At 40.4% G+C, this 21,078-nt stretch carries 23 protein-coding genes; 15 read left to right on the top strand and 8 right to left on the bottom strand.

Going from position 1 to position 21,078, the window contains the following annotated elements:
• The first annotated feature begins 188 nt into the window (after window positions 1–188).
• Window positions 189–587: an acyl-CoA thioesterase gene (locus CRO16_RS10735; RefSeq protein WP_097056370.1), complete on the top strand. Its 399-nt coding sequence runs from the start codon at window positions 189–191 to the stop codon at window positions 585–587.
• Here the strand turns inward: CRO16_RS10735 and CRO16_RS10730 are convergent.
• From CRO16_RS10730 to ribD, 4 genes are read right to left on the bottom strand one after another with little or no spacing between them, the layout of a single operon-like run.
• Window positions 581–1,198 carry an IMPACT family protein gene (locus CRO16_RS10730; RefSeq protein ID WP_097056369.1) on the bottom strand — a complete coding sequence of 206 codons (618 nt, stop codon included), beginning with the start codon at window positions 1,196–1,198 and terminating at the stop codon, window positions 581–583. The genes CRO16_RS10735 and CRO16_RS10730 overlap by 7 nt on opposite strands.
• Window positions 1,189–2,064 (bottom strand): EamA family transporter, encoded by an 876-nt coding sequence (locus CRO16_RS10725; RefSeq protein WP_097056368.1) that lies wholly within the window; start codon window positions 2,062–2,064, stop codon window positions 1,189–1,191. The genes CRO16_RS10730 and CRO16_RS10725 overlap by 10 nt, the downstream gene beginning before the upstream one ends.
• On the bottom strand, window positions 2,061–2,669 hold the full coding sequence (locus CRO16_RS10720; RefSeq protein ID WP_097056367.1) for an HAD family hydrolase: 609 nt from the start codon (window positions 2,667–2,669) through the stop codon (window positions 2,061–2,063). The genes CRO16_RS10725 and CRO16_RS10720 overlap by 4 nt, the downstream gene beginning before the upstream one ends.
• On the bottom strand, window positions 2,662–3,711 hold the full coding sequence (ribD, locus tag CRO16_RS10715; RefSeq protein WP_097056366.1) for a bifunctional diaminohydroxyphosphoribosylaminopyrimidine deaminase/5-amino-6-(5-phosphoribosylamino)uracil reductase RibD: 1,050 nt from the start codon (window positions 3,709–3,711) through the stop codon (window positions 2,662–2,664). Before ribD ends, CRO16_RS10720 begins: the two co-directional genes overlap by 8 nt.
• 237 nt (window positions 3,712–3,948) lie before the next feature.
• On the opposite strand from ribD, the gene CRO16_RS10710 reads away from it, so the two are divergent.
• From CRO16_RS10710 to ligA, 6 genes are all read left to right on the top strand, one after another.
• Window positions 3,949–5,001, top strand: a complete 1,053-nt coding sequence (locus CRO16_RS10710) for a helix-turn-helix transcriptional regulator (protein WP_097056365.1) — start codon at window positions 3,949–3,951, stop codon at window positions 4,999–5,001.
• Between the two features lie 146 nt (window positions 5,002–5,147).
• The gene (locus CRO16_RS10705) at window positions 5,148–5,522 is read left to right on the top strand and encodes a hypothetical protein (protein WP_097056364.1); all 375 of its coding nucleotides are present in this window, start codon (window positions 5,148–5,150) and stop codon (window positions 5,520–5,522) included.
• A gap of 311 nt (window positions 5,523–5,833) precedes the next feature.
• Entirely contained in the window at window positions 5,834–6,319 is a 486-nt protein-coding gene (locus CRO16_RS10700; RefSeq protein ID WP_179670527.1) for a GNAT family N-acetyltransferase, read from the top strand.
• A 171-nt stretch (window positions 6,320–6,490) separates the two neighbouring features.
• The gene (gene prmC / locus CRO16_RS10695) at window positions 6,491–7,336 is read left to right on the top strand and encodes a peptide chain release factor N(5)-glutamine methyltransferase (RefSeq protein WP_097056362.1); all 846 of its coding nucleotides are present in this window, start codon (window positions 6,491–6,493) and stop codon (window positions 7,334–7,336) included.
• A complete protein-coding gene (locus tag CRO16_RS10690; RefSeq protein ID WP_179670526.1) occupies window positions 7,333–7,998 on the top strand; it encodes a VOC family protein in 666 nt (221 codons plus the stop codon). Before prmC ends, CRO16_RS10690 begins: the two co-directional genes overlap by 4 nt.
• The gene (gene ligA, locus CRO16_RS10685) at window positions 7,995–9,986 is read left to right on the top strand and encodes an NAD-dependent DNA ligase LigA (RefSeq protein WP_097056361.1); all 1,992 of its coding nucleotides are present in this window, start codon (window positions 7,995–7,997) and stop codon (window positions 9,984–9,986) included. Before CRO16_RS10690 ends, ligA begins: the two co-directional genes overlap by 4 nt.
• Here ligA and CRO16_RS10680 read toward each other — a convergent pair.
• From CRO16_RS10680 to CRO16_RS10665, 4 genes are all read right to left on the bottom strand, one after another.
• Entirely contained in the window at window positions 9,978–10,235 is a 258-nt protein-coding gene (locus tag CRO16_RS10680) for a hypothetical protein (protein ID WP_097056360.1), read from the bottom strand. The two genes, ligA and CRO16_RS10680, sit on opposite strands and share 9 nt — an antisense overlap.
• Before the next feature lie 193 nt (window positions 10,236–10,428).
• Entirely contained in the window at window positions 10,429–12,414 is a 1,986-nt protein-coding gene (locus CRO16_RS10675) for a hybrid sensor histidine kinase/response regulator (RefSeq protein ID WP_179670525.1), read from the bottom strand.
• Window positions 12,415–12,730: 316 nt separating this feature from the next.
• The gene (locus CRO16_RS10670) at window positions 12,731–13,642 is read right to left on the bottom strand and encodes a bifunctional metallophosphatase/5'-nucleotidase (RefSeq protein WP_097056358.1); all 912 of its coding nucleotides are present in this window, start codon (window positions 13,640–13,642) and stop codon (window positions 12,731–12,733) included.
• Window positions 13,642–14,394, bottom strand: a complete 753-nt coding sequence (locus tag CRO16_RS10665; protein ID WP_097056357.1) for a 5'-nucleotidase C-terminal domain-containing protein — start codon at window positions 14,392–14,394, stop codon at window positions 13,642–13,644. Before CRO16_RS10665 ends, CRO16_RS10670 begins: the two co-directional genes overlap by 1 nt.
• A gap of 259 nt (window positions 14,395–14,653) precedes the next feature.
• Here CRO16_RS10665 and CRO16_RS10660 point away from each other — a divergent pair, with 259 nt between their 5' ends.
• The 8 genes from CRO16_RS10660 (at window position 14,654) to porD (ending at window position 20,861) form a co-directional block, all read left to right on the top strand.
• On the top strand, window positions 14,654–15,256 hold the full coding sequence (locus tag CRO16_RS10660; protein ID WP_143544514.1) for a hypothetical protein: 603 nt from the start codon (window positions 14,654–14,656) through the stop codon (window positions 15,254–15,256).
• A 109-nt stretch (window positions 15,257–15,365) separates the two neighbouring features.
• Entirely contained in the window at window positions 15,366–16,064 is a 699-nt protein-coding gene (locus CRO16_RS10655; protein ID WP_097056355.1) for a hypothetical protein, read from the top strand.
• Window positions 16,065–16,119: 55 nt separating this feature from the next.
• Window positions 16,120–16,635, top strand: coding sequence for a DUF6913 domain-containing protein (locus CRO16_RS10650; RefSeq protein ID WP_097056354.1), 516 nt, complete (start codon window positions 16,120–16,122; stop codon window positions 16,633–16,635).
• Window positions 16,632–17,504, top strand: coding sequence for a 4-hydroxy-tetrahydrodipicolinate synthase (gene dapA, locus CRO16_RS10645; RefSeq protein ID WP_097056353.1), 873 nt, complete (start codon window positions 16,632–16,634; stop codon window positions 17,502–17,504). The genes CRO16_RS10650 and dapA overlap by 4 nt, the downstream gene beginning before the upstream one ends.
• Before the next feature lie 104 nt (window positions 17,505–17,608).
• Window positions 17,609–18,418, top strand: coding sequence for an outer membrane protein assembly factor BamD (locus tag CRO16_RS10640; protein WP_245859006.1), 810 nt, complete (start codon window positions 17,609–17,611; stop codon window positions 18,416–18,418).
• 15 nt (window positions 18,419–18,433) lie between these two features.
• Window positions 18,434–18,760 carry a DNA-directed RNA polymerase subunit omega gene (locus CRO16_RS10635; RefSeq protein WP_394341395.1) on the top strand — a complete coding sequence of 109 codons (327 nt, stop codon included), beginning with the start codon at window positions 18,434–18,436 and terminating at the stop codon, window positions 18,758–18,760.
• A 6-nt stretch (window positions 18,761–18,766) separates the two neighbouring features.
• The gene (coaBC, locus tag CRO16_RS10630; protein ID WP_097056351.1) at window positions 18,767–19,978 is read left to right on the top strand and encodes a bifunctional phosphopantothenoylcysteine decarboxylase/phosphopantothenate--cysteine ligase CoaBC; all 1,212 of its coding nucleotides are present in this window, start codon (window positions 18,767–18,769) and stop codon (window positions 19,976–19,978) included.
• Window positions 19,971–20,861 carry a type IX secretion system protein PorD gene (gene porD / locus CRO16_RS10625; RefSeq protein ID WP_097056350.1) on the top strand — a complete coding sequence of 297 codons (891 nt, stop codon included), beginning with the start codon at window positions 19,971–19,973 and terminating at the stop codon, window positions 20,859–20,861. Before coaBC ends, porD begins: the two co-directional genes overlap by 8 nt.
• Window positions 20,862–21,078: the final 217 nt, after the last annotated feature.

Here is a 21,078-nt window from a genome sequence, read left to right as displayed (position 1 = left end):
TCGTTAGTTGTGACTTCCATAAGAAAAAGAGAAAAATTTCTTTCTCCCGGGTTGATTAGAGCAACAAATATGTGAACAAATTATCTGAAAAAAAAACCTTTTTGTACTTGAATTTTAACAAAAATTTTAGCATACTTCGTTCATCTGTGAAAGTACAAAACCCAATCAAATAATCACCAAAAAAAAACATGAAAAGCCACTTAACCAATGTTAAAGTTCGATATGCCGAGACAGATCAAATGGGTGTTGTCTATCACGGTAATTATGCACAATATCTTGAGATCGCCCGTATAGATTGGCTTGCCAACATTGGTATTTCATATAAAAAGATGGAAGAGGAGGGGGTGATGCTTCCTGTTTATGAACTAAAACTCCGATTTAAAAAATCTGCTAAGTTCGATGATGATCTAAGAATTGAAACAACTCTGAAAGGTAAACCCGGGGTAAGGATCGAGTTTGAGTATGAGATCTTTAATCAACACGATGAACTACTTACAGAAGCTGAAACTACACTCATCTTTATGGACATTGCCAGGAACAAACCTATCAAATGTCCGCAGTACGTTCTGGAAAAGCTGGGTTATTGATCCTCCAGTTCTGTGATAGAAACTTTATAGGTGGCATCAAATTTTTCGTAGATCCTTTCGGCCTCCTTTTTCCTAACAGACAAGATGATCCTGCAATCCAGCTCCAGGATCTGGTCTTCCACATTCAGATTATTTTCTTTGATCACCCGCATTACCTTATTCATTTCGGGGTAGTCGAATTTGATCTCGAATTTGACATCGATCGTGCGGGTGACGATCATTGATGCTTCCAGGGCCATTTGCGCCGCAGTTTTATAAGCGCTTATCAATCCGCCCACTCCGAGCTTCACGCCTCCAAAATATCTTACTACCACTATAAGGACATTGGTGACATCAAAGGACTGGATCTGTCCATAGATTGGCATTCCGGCTGAGTTTGATGGTTCTCCATCATCATTTGCCCTGTAATGAGGATCTTCTTTTCCAAGTTGCCAGGCGTAACACCAGTGTCTTGCGGCGTGGTGTTTCTTCTTTAGTTCCTCGAGATGATCTTTTATTTCCTCTTCGGAAGTTACGGGAAAAGCATAACCAAAGAATTTGCTGTTCTTCTCTTTGTACAGCACTTCTTCCGAAGCTTTTGTGATCGTTCTGTAAGTATCCTTTACATCCATGATTCCGAAGTTGCGATTAGAATGATACTGGCCACAGCGAGAGCTATCCCGATCCAGTTCTTAGGCAGCATTTTCTCCCTGAACAAAAGAATCCCCAGGAAAGTGGAGATCATTACAATGGCTACATTATTTAACGGGAATATAGTGGAACTTTCCATTCCTTTAGTCCTCAAGGCAAGCACCAGGAAATAAATAGACCCAAAATTGGGAATTCCCAAAGCAATGCCTCCGAGCACATTTTTGAAACTCAGTTTCAGTTTTCCCATAAAGGCCTGAATGATCAAAATACTCACTCCCACACAACCTGCGATGGCAAAAATTGTCGAAGAAAAGAGCGCGACATCGGCTTCCACAACGTAAGAGGTCTCCAGGAATTTTATGGTAGTGTCTATTATTCCACTTCCAAAGAATACCAGTAAAGGAAAGATCAAATTCCTTTTTTGGATCTTAATTCCTTCCTTCTTTTTAATAGAAGTGAGATAAACAGCCGCCAGGGCAAGAAGAATTCCCGATATCTTGATAATACCCGTGCTTTCATTGTAAAGAATAATCCCAAAGAAAACCGGAATGGCCACCGACATTTTTGTAGCTACAGATACCACAGATAAGCCGCTGCGTTGGGTGGTGAGCGCCGCGAGATAAAAAACCGCTATGAACATAAATCCCAGGATAACCGTTCCGGGAAACCAGGGCTCAAAAAAAACTCTTTGCCCGGGTATCCTCTGGTCGATAAGCATCCCCGATGCAAAGGCGAAAAAATAATTGAAAATAATGGCCTGCAGCGTGTTGATCTTAAATCTGTTATATAATTTAAAGATCACGAAGATCACACTCGAGGAGAGAACACTTAGCAGCAGGTAGATCAAAAGAGGTCCTTTTTAATGGTGAAAAGATCTGTTACATCCTCTTTTGCAGGGTCGATATTCCATACCTGTATTCCGAGTTCAGCTGCAGCTTTGGTATTTTCGGAAGTATCATCAATGAATAAAGTCTCTTCCGGAGTGACGCCGTGCTGTGCCAGGACATATTCATAGATCTCGGCATCGGGCTTGCGTAAATTTATTTCCTGAGACAAATGAAAGCCATCAAAACAATTTTTGAATTCGTCAAAGAATTCCACATTTTCCTTCACCCAGTCGATATGAATGTCATTGGTATTGCTTAGCAAGATCAGGGTGTATTTTCCTTCTCTTTTCAACCTCTTCAGAAATTCCAATCGGTGCTTCGGAAAATCAAGCAGAATGGCATTCCAGGAGCCGGTAAATACTTCTGAATTTAGCTGCGGAAATGAGCTGCAATATTCTTCAACGAATTCTTCCGAAGTCATCAGGCCTTTTTCATACTCCCTGTTCTTCTGAAGCATTGCCTCTGAAAAATTTGAAATTTCATGCTTCTTTAATTCTCTTGCAGTCGCGGGTTTATCGAGGTTTAGAAAAACGTCTCCAAAATCAAATATGATGGTTTTAATCATTCCTGTAGATCTTTAATCGGTCGCCTGTAATTTCTGAATCATAACTCAATTCCCCTGTAATTTCGGGAGCTTTAATGCCCTCAGTGAACCTGATGCTTCCTTCGAATACTCTGGCTTCATCCCAAATTCCGGCGTCGAGAAATGTCTGCAGTGTTTGCCGGCCTCCCTCTATGATCACCGACTGGATCTCATGGCGGTAGAGTACTTCACACACCTGTTGAGGTAGGTTCCTGGAAAAATCTGCCTGCTCAAAAATGACATTTTCGGCAGCTCTTTCTGGGGAAGGATTTTCGGTAAGAAAAATTGTTTTTACTGAATTGTCAAAAAGGTGAGAATCGGCGGGAATTCTTTGCTTTCGGTCTAACACTATTCTCACCGGATCTTTACCTTTCCAGAGACGCGTGTTCAGCCTGGGGTTATCGGCAACAGCGGTATTTGTTCCCACCATGATGGACTGTTCTTCGGCTCTCCATTTATGGACCAGTTGCTGAGAATATTTATTAGTTATCCAAACCGGCTTACGTTCAGCATCTTTTTGTGGCAGGGGAGCTAAAAAGGCATCGGCGGTTTGAGCCCATTTTAAAATGATATAAGGCCGCTGTTTGGTATGAAAAGTAAAAAAGCGCCGGTTCAATTCCCTGCACTCTTTTTCCATCACTCCAACTCTTACCTCGCAGCCTGCATCCAGTAGTTTTTTAATTCCCTTTCCCGCTACTTCCGAAAAAGGATCCACCGTACCTATAACCACCTTTTTGATCCCGCTGTCGATAATAAGATTGCTGCAGGGAGGAGTTTTGCCATAGTGACTGCAGGGTTCCAGGCTAACGTATATAGTGGATTTTGAGAGCAGGCTCTTTTCTTTTACCGAAGCCACTGCGTTTACCTCTGCATGGGCTTCTCCCGCTTTATGATGCCAGCCTTCACCAATGATCCTGTCATTATAGACGATGACGCTGCCCACTACCGGGTTGGGGTAAGTTCTTCCCAGGCCGTTTTCAGCAAGCTGTATGCAACGTTTTATATAGTTATCATGTACAGTCACCTCGCAAAAATACTATTTAATTAGAAGTAACAATACCAGGATTTTTATTGGGATGGAGGTCATTTTCCTCATAGGAATGGAAAGAAATAGACAGATTCGTTTCCTTCAATAGCGTTATTCAACAAATCCTTAACACTATTTAAACCTATTAATAATTATTTTTATTTTTTGGTTCAAGAAGCAGAAAAGAATATTCCCCATACGCATAATTTTATGTTTTTTTGACCCCTTTATTTAATGGATAAGGTTATGCACCGCTTTAATATAGATTTGCAGGATGTGAATGATTTCATTCCTAAACTGGCCGCTCAATTTAAGATTGGCTATAGATGCAAATTGTCTGAATACACTTTGTTTATTCCCAATTCCCTGGGTAAAGGAAAGATCACAGCCATAAACTTTTATAATGGGTTGGGTCTGTATACGTTCCAGTGCACCTTTAAAGAGGAGGTTGAAATGGAATTGCGTAATGTGGTAATAAACCCAGTAAGGCTTGTCCACTGCCTTAATGGGAAAGTGATTAATTCCCATACAGGGCTGGGGGAGGAAATTGAAATTGGAAACCATGAACATTATTTTATTGCTCCCAAGTCGGGTGAATCACATGTGATGACCTTTCCGGCAAATACAGAGGTGGAGCTGTGTTATATTGAAATTGATAGAATAAAATTCAAGAAATCTCTTCCTTTTAAGCTAAGCGAGGTAGAACCTTTGTTTTATACACTTTTTGGAGATGTAAATGCGCTACAGGGTAAATATCATTCCGGAAAATTTAGTCTCAAGGTTTCAGATATTATAAGAGAGGTGTTCAATTGTGAAGAAACCGGCTTTCCAAGGATCAATTTTTTGCGGGCAAAATCCCTTGAAATTTTATCTTATATGCTTTCCCGTTACCGTAAAGAAAAAGATGGTGACGTTTATCAAAACCTTAGTAGGAGAGACTATAAAGCCGTTGACAGGGTTTCTGAACACATCAATCAAAATCTTAAGAACCTGGAGACTAATCCTCAATTGGCCCGAATGGCGGGTATGAATCTGAACAAACTTCAAAGGGCATTCCAGACCATTTATGGCCAAACCCTAAATGAATTCATTAGAGATGGCCGACTTTCAAGGGCACTTTCTCTGCTCTCGGAGGGAGAAAAAACAATAAGTGAAATTGTAGAAGAAATTGGCCTTAATAGTAGAAGTTATTTCTCTAAGATCTTTAAAAATAAATATGGTGTCCTTCCCAGGGAAATTCAGAAACATGAATCTTCTATGTTTTTACAGGAAGGGGAAACCATTTAAAAGGTTCAATAGTGGCAAAGGTTTTCCAAAACCGTTAAAGTTCTTTAGCATTTTATTTGATTTTTGTTTTTAAGGAAATAGTTTTCTTGCCTGTCCTTCTGTACAGTAGGATGAAATGAAATTCTGCTTCTGGTATAAACGCTATTATGGAATACAATGATCAATACGATCAGAAAACAGAAAATTTATTCGCCTCCTGCGATCTCCTCTTGCTAAAGTTATTTTTTAATATGGATGTAACCTGCGGTTTTCCGGATGTGCCCCCAGAAACCGTTGATTTGTTGGAAAGTCTTGGTTTGTTGACCCTCAAAGGAGATCATTGTTACATTACAAGACTTGGAAAAAATGCCGTAAGCAAGGGTGGAGTGAAGAATTTTGTGAAAGACCGCCAATTAATTTATTCCGAAAACAATCTGGTGAGGAGAGAAAAAAGACTGGTGGAATATCCTTTGATTTTGGGAGTATTGCTTAGTTTAATTCTAATCATTTGTCTGCTTACCTGGATGCTGATAGATCTTTAAGTTTTTAAAAAACCTTTTACCATCATTCAAAATAGTTACTCCAAATCCAGTAGATGGCAAAGAGTATTACTGTTATAACTCCACCCAGAATAAAAGGTCCGTAGTCCATAACCAGAATATTTTTACCTAAATGCCAGATATTCAGACTGAAATCAAAATTAATAGAGCATTTGTCGATTAAATATAAAGGTTAGTTCTTGAAAAAAAGATGATAAAAATCAGTTAAAGAAATTTCTTTCCTCAGGTATCCTTCCTCAATTGGCAGAGACTTCCTTAAATATTACTTTTACGCCTGTTAATTATTAATTCCAATGAAGAATTACAGGATAAGACAAATTGAACCAAAGGATAACCTGCAGGTTAAACAGGTAGTGCAGAGCGTTCTTGTAGAAATGGGAGTTCCCAAAGTAGGGACTGCCTATGAAGATGCTTCTCTCAACGATATGTATAGTGAATATGACAAGCCGGGGCAGGCATATTTTGTGGTGGAAGAAGATGGTAAAATCATAGGCGGAGCCGGGATCGCTCCCTTAGCCAATGGCGACGGTAAAATTTGTGAGCTTCAAAAAATGTACTTTTTACCTGAAATAAGAGGGAAGGGTGCCGGTGCCGAAATGATGCACAAGTGCCTCAATTTCGCTAAACAGGAAGGTTTTAAAAAGTGCTACCTGGAAACTATGCCTTATATGGAGCATGCTCAAAAATTGTATACCCGCAGCGGATTCACAAAACTTGAAGGTCCCTTGGGAGATACCGGTCATTATAACTGTTCGGTGTGGATGATAAGAGATCTATAGATCAATTTCCAAATCACAAACCCCAAATTCCAAATCGATTTGAAGAGAATTTTGAATCTGCGGAAGTCTGCTTGATCTGCGGGAAAGTGATGTAGAAGTGAACCTGATTTCTTTGTGAGCTGAAAGTTATCTTAGTGAGCTTTGTGGGAAAATTATACTCGTTAAAGAAGAATGAAAATAACAGCCTTTAAAGATTACTTTTTTGACACCTTACAGGAAGATTATCCTAAAGAGGAAGCTGGCTCGTTTTTTTTTATTCTGCTTCAGGAATTCTGCGGACTTACAAGATTAGATCTTGCACTCGATCCGCAGCGGGAGCTTTCTCAGGAACAAATGCAAAGGCTGGAGCAGGCTCTTTATCGACTTCAGGGTCATGAACCTATTCAGTACATCACCGGCTCAACAGAATTTTTCGGATTAAAATTTAAAGTTGACAAGAATGTTCTCATTCCGAGGCCCGAGACCGAGGAGCTTGTTCAATGGATACTGGCGGATTTAGAACCTTCTGCAGCACTCAAAATTCTGGATATTGGCACCGGAAGTGGGTGTATTGCGATTTCCCTGGCTAAAAATATGCCGCAGGCGAAGGTTTCAGCTATAGACATTTCCGGGGAGGCGCTAAAAGTCGCAAGGGGAAATGGGGAACTTAACCAGGTGTCGGTAGAATTTCTTCAAAAGGATATATTGAACACAGATGCACTTTCTCAGCAGTATGACCTTATCATTTCAAATCCGCCTTATGTACGGGAACTCGAAAAAACTGAGATGCAGCGGAATGTCCTTGAACATGAGCCGGAAACCGCTCTATATGTAAAGGATAATGATCCTCTCATTTTCTACCGCAAGATCACTAAATTGGCTGCAAAGCATTTAACTCCCGGAGGAAAATTATATTTTGAGATCAACCAGTACCTGGGAAAAGAGACTGAGACACTTTTAACTGAAAAAAATTTCCAAACCCGCCTTAAAAAGGATATTTTCGGGGTAGACCGTATGTTAAGGGGCATTAAATCATGAAGATCGAATTTTTGAAGCTTTATTCTTCGAACATTGAAGAGCAATTTCAGTTTTATGCTGAAGTATTGGGGCTCCCGGTGAAGAAGGTTTCAGAAGCAAACTTTCAGGTGCAGTTGCCTCAATCCCTTTTGGAGTTTCAATACAAAAAAACTGCGAAGCCATATCACATAGCTTTTCACATTCCGGCGAGACAGGAAGAGAAAGCGCTGGCATGGCTTGAAGAGCGGGTAGAAATTTTACCCGATGGGGATCAAAAGCTCATTGACTTTCCTGCCTGGAAAGCAAAATCCATGTATTTCTACGACAGGGATAAAAACATTGTAGAGTTTATTTCCAGGAGCCATTTGTTTGAACCAGCTTCCGGAGAATTTTCCGCAGCAAGTATTTTAGGTATCAGTGAGATCGGTCTTGCTACCAGTGATGTGCATGAAAAATTCAATTTTTTGAACGACCATTTCGGGCTGACCAAATTCACCGGCGATTACGAACATTTCTGCGCTACAGGAGATGATGAAGGACTTTTCATTATCATCAACAAAGAACAAAAAGACTGGATCCCGGTTGGAGATAAAGCATTTGCTTCAGAATTTGATATAAAAATATCTGTCCAAAATGCCATTTTTGGAGCCTCATATAAAAACGAAAGACTAAGCCTTCTATGAAACCTGAAGATAAGATCAAGCAGCTGCGGGAAGAACTGCACCGGCATAATTACCTGTATTATGTACTGGATAAGCCCGAAATCTCTGACTACGATTTTGACCAGAAATTAAAACAGCTGCAGGAGCTGGAGGAAAAACATCCGGAGTTTTATGATGAGAATTCTCCAACGCTGCGGGTTGGCGGTGCCGTGACCAAGAATTTTGCGACCGTGGTGCATGAGCATCGCATGTACTCCCTGGATAATTCCTATTCAAAGGAAGATCTTGAGAACTGGGAGAAAAGGATCAGAAAACAGGTTGACGGGGAAGTGAACTATACTTGTGAACTTAAATTTGACGGGGCTTCTATTAGCCTAACTTATGAAAAAGGGGAATTTAAGCAGGCTGTTACCCGTGGAGATGGTTTTAAAGGAGATGACGTGACCAATAATGTGCGAACTATTCGCTCTGTGCCTCTAAAGCTGAAGGGGGATTATCCCGAGAAATTTGAGATTAGGGGAGAAATTGTATTGCCTTATGAAGGCTTTGCACATCTCAATGCAGCCAGAGTCGAAGCAGGGGAGGAGCCCTATGCAAACCCGAGAAATACTGCTTCCGGAAGTTTGAAGCTTCAGGATAGTGCAGAAGTTGCCCGCAGACCCCTTGATTGTTTGCTTTATAACGTGGTGGGAAATAACCATGGAATTGAAACACAATATGAAAGTCTGCAAAAAGCCCGGGAATGGGGATTTAAGGTTCCTGAAGAAGCGAAGCTTGCTAAAAGTTTAAAAGAGGTACTTGATTTTGTCAATTTTTGGGACACCCATCGTCATGATCTGCCTTATGAAACCGATGGGGTTGTAGTGAAAGTAAACAGCCTGCACCAGCAGGAGGAATTGGGGTACACTTCGAAATCCCCCCGGTGGGCTATGGCTTATAAGTTCAAGGCAGAACAGGTATCCACTCATCTAAACAAGATCAGCTATCAGGTGGGTCGTACCGGGGCTATAACTCCGGTGGCTAATCTTGAACCGGTTCAATTGGGTGGAACGACAGTAAAAAGAGCATCCTTACATAATGCCGACCAGATTGAAAAACTGGATATTAGAGAAGGGGATGAAGTGTATGTGGAAAAAGGAGGGGAGATCATCCCAAAGATCATTGGTGTGGATTTTACCAAACGTGACCCAAAATCCAAACCTACCGAATATATTACCAATTGTCCCGAATGTGATACTCCACTGGTTAGAAATGAAGGGGAGGCGCAGCATTATTGTCCTAATTTTAATGGTTGCCCGCCGCAGATCATTGGGCGCATTCAGCACTTTATTTCCAGAAAGGCCATGGATATAGAAGGCCTGGGAGGAGAGACAGTTGCGCTGCTGGTAAATGAAGGGCTAATTGGGAATTATGCCGACCTTTATGAATTGAAAAAGGAGCAGATCCTGCCCCTGGAGCGGATGGCCGAAAAGTCGGCTGAGAATCTTATCACCGGAATTGAAAACTCCAAACAAATTACTTTCGACCGGGTTCTGTTTGCCCTTGGTATCAGGTATGTGGGCGAAACAGTCGCCCGTAAGCTGGCGAAGCATTTCAAGAGCATAGACAATCTTATGGCAGCCTCACAGGAGGAATTGGAAGCTATAGATGAAATTGGTACCCGAATTGCAGAAAGCGTGGTGGAATTCTTTGCTTCTAAAGAGAATGTGGAAAACGTTAAACGACTGAAAGGTTATGGACTGCAGCTTGAAATATCTGCAGAAAAGCTCGCGAACCAAACCAATAAATTAGAAGGACAAACATTTGTAGTTTCAGGAGTCTTTGAGATGTCAAGGAATGATCTTAAAAAGCTGATCGAAGATAACGGCGGAAAAGTTTCAGGTTCTATTTCCTCTAAAACCAATTATGTGGTTGCCGGTGAGAATATGGGGCCCAGCAAGCTTGCGAAAGCCGAAAGCCTTTCCATCCCCATCATTGACGAGAAGGAATTTCTGAAGATGTTAAAGTAGCCTTATGCGCCGGAATTCAGGATCGCTGTAAGAATGACTGTCATGATAAGGATGATCGCAACCATGGATTTTTCCTGGAAGCATAACCTGTTGTACTCTCTGTAAAGCATTTTTCTGATCATTACTTTTACTTTTTTCAGCAATAATTGGTACGCCAAAATTAGGTTTAACTGCAGAAGCGGGAGAAGCTTTTAAAGGGTTTAACCCAAGTTTGAGAATTTCACCTCTTTCCTTAACTTCTTTTTGCATATTTGCTGCTGTACCCGCGGGAAGGAAAATATTTGTTCCTGTTGCCGTCCAAATTATTGTTCTACTGATTATCAGTCTGCAAAATTAGATCATGGTATAGAGTTGCATCATGATTTAAATCATGTTTGTCTCCTGCTCAAACATAAAAATCTTAAGGATACCATAATTCTATTAGCTTGAAGGGCTATGAAATTTAGCTTTTGTCAGGTATCCGGGTGTATTTTCTAATAATTGTCAGTAATCTGCCTTTATTTATAGGCTTGGTCATATAATCATTGCAACCTGCCTTAAGAGCTTGTTCCTGTTCCCCTGTGAAAGAATATGCACTTTGGGCAATTATAGGAACAGTGGAGTTAAATTCTCTTATTTTACGTGTGGCATCGATCCCGTTAATTACCGGCATTTTTATATCCATTAAGATGAGTGAAAGATCGGGGTTGGTCCTGGCCAGCTCAATTACCTGTTTTCCATCTATTGCTCTTAAAAGGGTGATTTCCGGTTTGTTGAGCAGTTGTTGGATGAATAAGAAGCTTATGTTGTCATCTTCGGCAATAAGGATCTTTAGGTGCTCGCCCTGTAAAGCTTCTGTAAGATTAACCGGCTCTTCTGTTTTTGTGGTGGGTTCTGCAGGAATGTAAGGAATGGTAAAAGTAAAAGTAGAACCTTCCCCTTCTTTTGATTCCAGCCATATTTCTCCTTTTAAAATTTCTACATAGGCTTTTACGATTGAGAGTCCTAAACCTGAACCTTCATGGGCCCGGGTCATGTTGAGGTTCGCCTGCACAAACCTTTCAAAAATGGCCTTTTGACGCCCTTCCGGAATTCCAATCCCCGAATCTTTGACGTAGAATTTTACTTTTTCGCCTTCCAAAGAGGTGCCAATCTCCACTACTCCTGTATTTGTGAATTTAAGCGCATTATTAATGAGATTGGTAAGGATGTTGTCCAGAATAAATTTGTCTGTCTTTATAAAAGCTTTTTCGGGAGGAATATCATTTTTCAACTCTATACGAATCTTTTTTTCTTTTGCCTGGGGGAGGAAAAAATTATAGTAGAAATTCATCACCTCCTTGAGGTCTACAATAGAGGTTTTAACTTCAATTTGACGGGAATCTATTTTAGAGATCTCAATAATGTTATTAATGGTGGTAAGTAATCTTTTTCCGCTTTTATTGACAATGTCGATATATTTTTCCCGGGACTCAGGATCGAGATTGGGTTCTTTTAGGAGGCTTAAAAAACCTATGATCCCATTCATGGGAGTTCTTATTTCATGAGACATGTTTTGAAGAAAAATAGTTTTGAGCCTTTCATTTTCTTCGGCTCTTTCCTTGGCTCGGGTCAACTGTCTGTTCTTTCTCCAAAGTGCTTTTGTTTGCAGATCCACCTGATATTTCAAAACGAAGGTAAACACCAGCACCACCAGTAAAATAGATAAGAGGGCTGTAAGGATCCACAGGAAATATTTTGGTTGTTGTTTTCGAAAGGCAGGATCAAGCCAGGAGTGAAGGATGCTGTAATAGGCAGAGTTGGGATCATTTTTCATTTCTGCCAGGTTTCGATCGATCAACTGTATAAGTTGAGTATCTGCTTCCTTTTGAAACCCAAAATAAAGATCGGCGGGTTTAAAAATGATTCCGGTGGGGGAGATGTCTTCAGGAAAATGATTTGAAAAATAGAAAAATCTTGAGGCGACAAGAAGATCTGCTTTTCCGGCTCTTAGAGCCTCAATACATTGGGGGTATGTGTCACAAATCTCGAGATCAAAAGCCAGTGCCAGTTCATCCTGTAAATACTCTTCCAGGTATTGCTGCTGAATTGATCCTTTTAGCGCACCGATGGTTTTGTTGTTGAGATCTCTTATGGAATACAATCGGGCTCCTTTCACTGCATACACCTCGAGCCATGAACTTAGAACAGGTATTGAGTTTATGGTGAAAAGACTATCGTTTTCTTCGGAAACAGCAAAGTCGGGAAGAATATCTATTTTCCCTTTTGATAACAGATCCTTTAGTTCCTGCCATTCCCCGGAAACAAAAGTGATCTCAAGCTCCTCTTTTTCGGCGACATGTTCCAGAAGATCAATAAAGATCCCATCTGCTTCACCATCTTCATTTAAAAAAACCTTTGGAGAATTGTTGTAGACCCCAATCTTTACCGGTTCCTTAATCTGAGCCATTGCGGAACCGCAAAGAAGAAGGAGAAAAAGAAATTTACAATATTTTTTATGCTGTCCCATAGTATTGCCGGCGTTGCCCTTACCGGCTGGAATTTTAAAATAAAATTCAGACTCTATTGGGGGGAGTAAAAGTATTCCTTGCAATCCTGCAGGAAGTTACTAATTTAACATAAATCAATTGAATGCGCAGGGATGTAGGGAGCAGCAGATTAATAAATTTTCTATAAAGTTGTCATTACTATAATGGTCATTTATTAATAAAGATCATTTCTCCCTGATTATTCCCCGAAGATCTTTGACATCTGCAGTTATAATTCTAAACAATGATTGTAGCTCCTGTGCTGTCAACATTTCCCGAGTCGTCAAGGTAGAAATCTATTCTTCCCAGGTTTACTCCGGCCCAACCCACCTGGTTGATGAGCACATTTTTTCCTTCGCTGTTTTGAGCTATTGTAGGTTGGGGGAGGAACGTGTGGGTGTGACCGCCAATAATGAGATCAATATCCTTTGTTTGTTGTGCCAGCTTCATATCGCTGATCTTTTCGCTGCGGTAACTATATCCTAAATGAGAAAGACAGATCACAATTTGACATTTTTCATCCTGCTTTAATTTTTTAACTGTTTCCTTTGCTATCTCCAAAGGATCCAGGTATTCTGTTTCTTTATAAAGGTCTTTCCCCACCAGGCCTTCCAGCTCTATTCCCAGACCAAAAACCCCGATCTTTATTCCATCTTTCAAAAATACCTGGTATGGCTTGACACGTCCCTCCATAATGGTATTAGAAAAATCATAATTGGCACTCAAAAACTGAAATTCCGCATGCGGCAGTTGCGCATAAAGTCCTTCTATGCCATTGTCAAAATCATGGTTCCCTATTGTGGCGGCATCATAGCCCATTTTGCTCATTAACTTGAACTCCAGTTCTCCTCCGTAAAAATTGAAAAAGGGTGTTCCCTGAAAAATATCTCCTGCATCCAGTAAAAGGGTATTTTGGTTTTCTTTCCTAATGGATTCGATCAAGGTGTACCGTCTTGCAGCGCCACCCATTCCCGGATATTGGGAGTGGTCTTTTTCAAAAGGTTCTATGTGGCTATGAACATCATTGGTGTGTAAAATGGTGATATGTTTCAGGTTCTTTGAGGCTGTAAAGGAAAGAAGTCCCAAACTACCTGCTCCGGCAAATGCTCCTGCCGCTGCACTGCTTTTTAAAAATGCGCGTCTTTTCATTAGTTAATTCTTATAAATCGATAATCCCTTACCGGTGCAATAGTATCTTGTTGTTTAAAGTAATCCATCAACAGATTTCTGATTTTGTAATCAAGGTCTGTGACTTCAGAAGCATTAGAGAAAAACACCATGTTGTCTCCCCCGTTCAACAAGTAATCATTAGTAGCAACATAATAATCTTTGTTGTCTTCCAAAGGTTGCCCCTTAATAAGAACTTTCTTTATACTGTTATCTTTTCCAATTTCCAATTTTAAACCTGAAACAGGATGAGCTGTGCCTGCATCTATAAGATAATGCACCATTTGCCTTACATATTTTCCATTCATTTTGGCAACCACTACTTCATTTTCAAAAGGCATCACCTGGTATGCAGTTCTGGTAGTAACAGGTCCTTTGCTAATGGAGGAACGAATTCCCCCGTGATTCAGAAGCACTATATCAATACTATTTCCGGTCCTCGATTTAAAAACAGGATTAGAAAGCTCCATCACGGCATCGGCCATCATATTTCCTATAGCAGTATTCAGCTCTCCGTCTCTTTTGGTAAGATCAAATGAAGAGTAGGAGAGTACCTGGTTCATTTCCCGATCGATATTTTCTTTGTAGGGTTGTATAAATTCAGAGAGAGACTCGTCGGCAGGAATTGAGTCGGTAATTTGCAGTTGCTTTCCTTCGATCCTGGCGGGAGTGTAGTCACTGCTGAATTTACAGGAAGTAAGGAATAGGAACAGCAGAAAAGAAAATTTTTTCATGAAGTGGAGTAAATGTGGGACAAAATTAAAATTTTTAAAACCTTTCCAGGGGTTCAGTTTTCTTTATACAGGATATTTTTATCTACTTTATTAAAGCATAGGTACAAGAAATGAAAATTTGTTTTAATTTTCAGCAATAAATCCGGAGGAATTTCCCATAAAAATTGATCAAATATTGAAGACAAGTCTTAAGGTGTTACTATTCTTTCTTGGATTTGGAGTAATGTTTATTATAGGATCAATTTTTAAAATCGGCCTGATGGTCACAATTTCCAGTCTTTTTTTAGTACCCTCTTTGATCCTGTACTACAGATACAGAGTGAAAAAGTGGTTCCTTGCCATGGTTATTGCTTTGCTGCTCTTTTATATAAGGGATCTATTAATAGTTGCGGGATTTTTTGATCATGCCTTCTGGATCATGTTTACTTTTGCCTTTGCAATAATTATCATTTACATGTTTTCCTTTACTTCTTTTCAAAGGTCCACAATGCTCAACATTGAGATCCTCTCCTTAATCATTATGTATGGGTTTTTGGGGTTCTTATTTTTTACTATTGCCGAGCTCGTGCCACAGGTGACCTCTTCCCATAGGGCCATAACTTACTTTTACCTCGCAGGATTGATCTTCCTGCTTGCCCTTACATTTACCCAGTATCTTTTAAAATCCCATTATGCTTCGCTTTGGCTTATGCTGGGTGCAGCGTCTCTATTGGTTTCTGAACTTTCTTTGTTCTTCAAGATGTTTGTGATCTCTGATGTTAGTGTAAATATTTTTTTCCCTTTGTTTCACGTGATTTCGTTTTACGCCTTTGTAGAACACGCCATTCATCGCAGAAAAACCTCAAGCTTGCCAGGGTTTTAAAAATGTCTTTTAAGAAATCTTCATCTATTTTTGGGTTCTATCACTAATTATTGAAGGAATATTATTTTTTATTCCTGAAATTTTTATATTGCACATAATTTCCCCCGAAATGAAACAAAAGATCTTATTGGGATTTTTAGCAATTCTTGCCATGATGGTCAATCTCGCGGGAATTATTAATGAAGATTTTCTGCTGAGGAGGTCAGGAGAGGTGTTGTTTTTTCTTCCGCTAATTGCATATTACCATAGAAAGATACACATTAAGAACCTTAATATTTTCCTCTTTTTAAGCTTCGCAATCGCGGCTACCGTCTCCGGATGTATGGGCAACATCTGGTATTTTAGGGAGATCACCCTTGGCCTTTGGCTGGGTAGTTATATTTTTCTTTCGAGAGAAGCTATTAAGCATACAGAGTATGAAAGAGGAAGCAAATTCACGACCCTCTACTTTGTTGCAATTATTGCCATTTACGTCTATCTTTTATCCAGTCATATCATGGAAATAGAGAGAAACCTGGGCAATGACCTTACCTTTTCCCTGTACATCATTTACTATCTAAATATACTTTTCCTGGCAGTGGCTGCCCTGGTTTATTATTTGAACTCATTCTCTAAAAAATCGGTATTCTTCATCTGCCTTACGCTCTCCTTTATTTTTGCAGATGTTTTACGGGATATGGAGGTTTTTTATTTTAGGGATATTAGTGTGGAGGTCGTGGCTTCTCTTATCAAATTTGCCGCATTAAAACTTTCCTTCCTGTTTTTTGTCACCCGCGAAAAAAAACTGCGACTGTTACATCTTGTCTAGCAAAAAAGGTAATCTGCACAACATTTTGAAAGCCTTTAATTCCTAATTTCGCTTCGTGAAAATATTTGATATCAAGCTTGCTCTTGCGAGAAAACAATTGCTGGGTATGGCCGAAAATTCCGCAGGAAATGCCGGCAGTCCAAAACTGGGAATTATTTTGGATTCTGAAGAGGAAACAATTTTTAGAGCTTTTCAACACCTAAAGGATGACTTGCACCTGAAACAGGATGAATTTTTGCAGGTTTTTTGCCTGGAAAAGTCTGCTCAAAATTTAATTTTTGACACCCCTGTGATTACCCGAAAGGATTTTGGATGGAATGGTAAAACCGGCGAAACAGCTTCAGAATTTCTTAATTCTGAATATGACGTGCTAATTTCTTTTACTGCGGAAGAAAATAAAATGGCCGATTTCCTCGTTTCCGTTTCCCGGGCAAGATTGAAAGTCGGTAGAAAAACAATAGATGAAAAGGGTATTTTTGACCTCAATATTTCCGCAGCACTTTCCTCACCGAAAATTTTTATAACCGAATTAAAGAAATATCTCAAAATATTAAATACAACAACAGCATGAACAAATTTATAGGGACGGGAGTGGCTTTGATCACGCCGTTCAAAAATGACCTGTCGGTAGATGTGGAGGCCCTGAGAAAGCTGGTGAATTTCCAGATCGACAATGGCATAAACTATATGGTAGTACTTGGTACCACAGGCGAAAGCGCTACCCTGACTTCTAAGGAGAAGGAACTGGTTATTGACACAGTTATCTCCGAAAATAACGGCAGGATCCCATTAGTACTCGGGATTGGCGGGAATAACACCGCAAAAGTGGTGGAGGAAGTAAAACAGACAGATCTTTCAGCTTTTGATGCTGTTCTGTCGGTTTCGCCTTATTATAATAAACCCTCTCAGGAAGGAATTTTTCAGCATTATAAAGCAGTTGCAGCCGCTTCTCCCAAGCCAATTATCATGTACAATGTTCCGGGAAGAACGGGTTCAAACATGCTTCCTGAAACTGTGCAGCGGCTTTCGGCAATTGAAAATATCATAGGGATCAAGGAAGCAGCAGGAGATATGGTGCAGGCCATGAAGTTGATCTCTTTGGTTCCAAAAGATTTCCTTGTGATCTCGGGAGATGATATGATCACCCTGCCTATGGTACTGGCAGGAGGTCACGGGGTTATATCTGTAATTGCTCAGGGGCTCCCGGCAGAATTTTCCAAAATGGTAGCTTGGGGACTTGAGAGAAAAGTAGATGAGGCCTATGAATTACATTACAAGGTAGCACCTTCCATTGACCTGATTTTTGCTGAAGGGAATCCGGTAGGTATAAAAGCTCTTTTAGAGAAAAAGGGAATTGTGGAAAATAAACTGCGCCTGCCGCTGGTAAGGTCTACGGAAGGCCTTTCGGGAAAGATCAACGCATTCATTGATAATTTCTAGAGTTAAAAAAGTTTCAGACCTCTATTTAAGCAGAATTTCGGCTGAAACTAAAGTTTTTATAATAAGGCAGAAAAGAGTATTTTTGCCGGATGTTAATTTTTAGAATGAAGAAAATATTTCTCTTACTAAGTGTAGTTTTTCTCTTTATCTCCTGTGGAGAATATCAGCAGGTACTTAAATCCAAGGATACGGCGGTAAAATATTCCACTGCCGAAAAGCTTTATAATGAAGCCAAAGAGGAAGACAGCAGAAGAAAGTATCGTAAAGCATTAAGATTATTTGAACAGCTTATGCCGGAATTCAGAGGGAAACCTCAGGGGCAAAAATTGTCTTTCCTGTATGCTGATACCTACTACGAATTAGGAGATTATTATCTTGCGGGTTACCAGTTTGAGCGTTTCGTGGAAACTTATCCTGAAAGTGAGAAGCTGGAAGAAGCTGCATTTAAAGGCGCAAAAAGTTACTACTTCCTTTCTCCTCCATATTATTTGGATCAAACCGAAACCCAACAGGGGATCACCAAATTACAGGGATATATTAACCGTTTTCCGGAAAGTGAAAAAATGGATGAGGCCAATACCCTTGTCACCGAGCTTAGGGTAAAGCTTGAAAAAAAGGCTTATGAAATTGCAAAGCAGTATCATCATACAGAGAACTACATTGCTGCCGTTACAGCTTTTGACAATTTTATTTCAGATTATCCCGGGTCCCCGTTTAGAGAGCAGGCTTTCTATTACAGGTTAGAATCGGCTTATCTCTATGCAATCAACAGTTATGCTTACGCCATGCCCGAAAGGTTGGCAAAAGCGCGCAGCTATTATGAAGATTATCAACGGTATTATCCTGAAGGAGAATTCATTGAACTTGCAAATGCCGCGATTAAAGATATTGAACAAAAAGAACAACAACTATAAATCTGAGACGAGACTATGATAGATTTAAAGAAGACAGATGCTCCAATAAACACAACGACTCTTGATAAGAACAAGATCGATGCGAAGACTAACAATGTTTATGAGGCGATCTCAATAATTTCAAAGAGAGCGACGCAGATCAACTCCGAGATCAAGAAAGAGCTTCTTGAGAAACTTGATGAATTTGCGACTTACAATGACAGTTTGGACGAAATTTTTGAGAACAAGGAGCAGATCGAGGTTTCCAAGTTCTACGAAAAATTGCCAAAGCCTCACGCTTTAGCAGTTCAGGAGTGGCTTGATGACAAGATCTACTATCGCAATACTAAAAGCGAAGAATAAAATTATATGTCTGTATTAAGCGGCAAAAAAATACTTCTCGGCGTTACCGCGGGTATTGCCGCTTATAAAACAGCATTTTTGGTCCGGTTATTTATTAAGGCCGGGGCGCAGGTGAAAGTGATCATGACGCCTGCCGCTAAAGAATTTGTTACCCCTCTTACCTTATCCACCCTTTCAAAGAATGAGGTGGTTTTTTCTTTTACAAAAGAGGATGATCATGGCAAACAGTGGAACAATCATGTGGAGTATGGCCTTTGGGCAGATCTCATGCTAATTGCACCGGCTACTGCCAATACGCTTTCAAAGATGGCTACCGGCAACAGCGATAACTTTCTCCTTGCCACCTACCTTTCGGCTAAATGTCCTGTTTACTTTGCTCCGGCGATGGACCTGGATATGTTCAAGCATCCTTCTACAAAGAATAGTTTTGATCAACTTATTTCCTTCGGAAATGTGATGATCCCTGCTACTTCGGGAGAATTGGCCAGCGGACTATCGGGGGAAGGAAGAATGGCAGAACCTGAGGATATCGTAGCTTTTATTGAAGATCATCTCGCTGAAGGTCTTCCTCTTATTAATAAAAAAGTACTTATCACTGCCGGCCCTACATACGAAGCAATTGATCCCGTGCGTTTTATAGGAAACCATTCCAGTGGAAAAATGGGATTTGAACTCGCTGCTGCAGCAAATGCGGCAGGTGCCAAAGTGATCCTGGTCTCAGGACCCACTCACTTGGCAAATCCTCATGAGAACATTGAGCTGGTAAGGGTGCAGAGTGCGTTGGAAATGTTTGATGCAGCGACAAAATTTTTTCCTGAAGTTGATATAGCTATAGCAGCTGCTGCGGTGAGCGATTACCGGCCAAAGGTATCGGCGATGCAGAAGATCAAGAAGAATTCAGAAATTATGCAGCTGGAACTTGTGAAAAATCCCGATATTCTGGCTACTTTGGGTGAGGCTAAAAAGGATCAGTTACTAATTGGCTTTGCTTTGGAAACTGAGAATGAGGAGGAAAACGCCGCAGGAAAACTGAAGAAAAAGAACCTGGATTTCATCGTTTTAAATTCGCTGAATGATTCAGGCGCCGGATTTAAATCTGAAACGAATAAGATCAAGATCCTGTTTAAAGACGGAAATGTCAAAACCTTTGATCTTAAATCAAAAAAAGAAGTTGCAGAAGATATTCTGAACGAAATTATCCTGTTAAGCAATGAGTAGAGTTTTTGTTGTATTGTTTTTGGTCATGTTCACTACGGCGGCGGTAGGGCAGGAGCTTAATTGTCAGGTGGTGGTTAGTGCGGAAAAAACGGGGCAGGCAAATGCTTCCGTTTTTAAAACGCTTCAGAATTCCCTGACCGAATTTGTCAATCAGACCCGATGGACCAACAAGGATTTCCTGCCTCACGAAAGAATTAACTGCAGTATGTTCATCAATATCACCAGTTATGACGGGAATAGTTTTGCGGGCACTATCCAGGTCCAATCCTCACGACCTGTTTACGGTTCTACTATGGTAAGCCCGGTATTCAATTTTAATGATGAGCAACTCGCTTTTGATTATACCGAATATCAGCCATTCAGTTACAGCCCCAATCAATTCGACTCCAACCTGGTTTCCACGGTGAGCTTTTATGTATACACTATCCTTGGTTTGGATGCCGATACTTTTAGTGAACAGGGAGGCACATCTTATTTTCAAACCGCAAATCAAATTGTAGGAACTGCGCAACAAAGTTCTCATCCCGGCTGGAAAGCCACAGATGGTAACCGTTCCCGATATCAACTAAATGCCGACCTGCTTTCCAATACTTACTCGGGATACCGCAATGCGCTTTATAATTACCACCGAAACGGGCTGGACGTGATGCACATGTCCCCGGCCGAAGGAAAGAAAGCTATTGCTACGGCCATTGTTAATCTTAACCGGATGAACAGCCGAAGACCTAATTCTCTGCTCCTGCGTACCTTTTTCGATGCCAAAGCCGATGAGGTTGCCCAGATCTTTAGCGGCGGACCTTCAGTTGACATTAAAGAAGTTGTAGATGCATTGAATAGCATGGCACCCAATCACTCTGAAAAATGGGGAAATATCAGGTATTAGTATTCAGTGATCGTTGATCAGTGATCAGTTTCGAAAGAACCAAGATTCAAGAGCCAAAAGTCAAGACCTTTTAAGGTTGAAAAAATCTGTGCAGATCTGCGTTATCTCCGGGAAACCTTTGGCAATGCAATTTTCTAAATAGAATTCTGAACCTTGAATTTTGAATTTTAAATCCTTTCGTAATTTGGTGCTTCAATTTCTATTCTTTTAAATTTGC

Source organism: Salinimicrobium sediminis (genome assembly GCF_900215295.1).
GTDB classification, from domain to species: domain Bacteria; phylum Bacteroidota; class Bacteroidia; order Flavobacteriales; family Flavobacteriaceae; genus Salinimicrobium; species Salinimicrobium sediminis.
The sequence above is the reverse complement of the archived record's forward strand: the minus strand, read 5'-3'. Positions and strand labels throughout refer to the sequence as shown.

Excerpts from the sequence above, each read along its gene's own strand:
- CRO16_RS10730 (WP_097056369.1), bottom strand. The coding sequence starts at position 1,198 with ATGGATGTAAAGGATACTTACAGAACGATCACAAAAGCTTCGGAAGAA.
- CRO16_RS10675 (WP_179670525.1), bottom strand. The coding sequence starts at position 12,414 with ATGGCTCAGATTAAGGAACCGGTAAAGATTGGGGTCTACAACAATTCT.
- prmC (WP_097056362.1), top strand. The coding sequence starts at position 6,491 with ATGAAAATAACAGCCTTTAAAGATTACTTTTTTGACACCTTACAGGAA.
- dapA (WP_097056353.1), top strand. The coding sequence starts at position 16,632 with ATGAACAAATTTATAGGGACGGGAGTGGCTTTGATCACGCCGTTCAAA.
- CRO16_RS10720 (WP_097056367.1), bottom strand. The coding sequence starts at position 2,669 with ATGATTAAAACCATCATATTTGATTTTGGAGACGTTTTTCTAAACCTC.
- CRO16_RS10665 (WP_097056357.1), bottom strand. The coding sequence starts at position 14,394 with ATGAAAAAATTTTCTTTTCTGCTGTTCCTATTCCTTACTTCCTGTAAA.
- CRO16_RS10705 (WP_097056364.1), top strand. The coding sequence starts at position 5,148 with ATGGAATACAATGATCAATACGATCAGAAAACAGAAAATTTATTCGCC.
- CRO16_RS10710 (WP_097056365.1), top strand. The coding sequence starts at position 3,949 with ATGGATAAGGTTATGCACCGCTTTAATATAGATTTGCAGGATGTGAAT.
- ligA (WP_097056361.1), top strand. The coding sequence starts at position 7,995 with ATGAAACCTGAAGATAAGATCAAGCAGCTGCGGGAAGAACTGCACCGG.
- CRO16_RS10670 (WP_097056358.1), bottom strand. The coding sequence starts at position 13,642 with ATGAAAAGACGCGCATTTTTAAAAAGCAGTGCAGCGGCAGGAGCATTT.
- CRO16_RS10700 (WP_179670527.1), top strand. The coding sequence starts at position 5,834 with ATGAAGAATTACAGGATAAGACAAATTGAACCAAAGGATAACCTGCAG.
- CRO16_RS10735 (WP_097056370.1), top strand. The coding sequence starts at position 189 with ATGAAAAGCCACTTAACCAATGTTAAAGTTCGATATGCCGAGACAGAT.
- porD (WP_097056350.1), top strand. The coding sequence starts at position 19,971 with ATGAGTAGAGTTTTTGTTGTATTGTTTTTGGTCATGTTCACTACGGCG.
- CRO16_RS10660 (WP_143544514.1), top strand. The coding sequence starts at position 14,654 with ATGGTCACAATTTCCAGTCTTTTTTTAGTACCCTCTTTGATCCTGTAC.
- CRO16_RS10635 (WP_394341395.1), top strand. The coding sequence starts at position 18,434 with ATGATAGATTTAAAGAAGACAGATGCTCCAATAAACACAACGACTCTT.
- CRO16_RS10680 (WP_097056360.1), bottom strand. The coding sequence starts at position 10,235 with ATGCAAAAAGAAGTTAAGGAAAGAGGTGAAATTCTCAAACTTGGGTTA.
- coaBC (WP_097056351.1), top strand. The coding sequence starts at position 18,767 with ATGTCTGTATTAAGCGGCAAAAAAATACTTCTCGGCGTTACCGCGGGT.
- CRO16_RS10690 (WP_179670526.1), top strand. The coding sequence starts at position 7,333 with ATGAAGATCGAATTTTTGAAGCTTTATTCTTCGAACATTGAAGAGCAA.
- CRO16_RS10640 (WP_245859006.1), top strand. The coding sequence starts at position 17,609 with ATGAAGAAAATATTTCTCTTACTAAGTGTAGTTTTTCTCTTTATCTCC.
- CRO16_RS10655 (WP_097056355.1), top strand. The coding sequence starts at position 15,366 with ATGAAACAAAAGATCTTATTGGGATTTTTAGCAATTCTTGCCATGATG.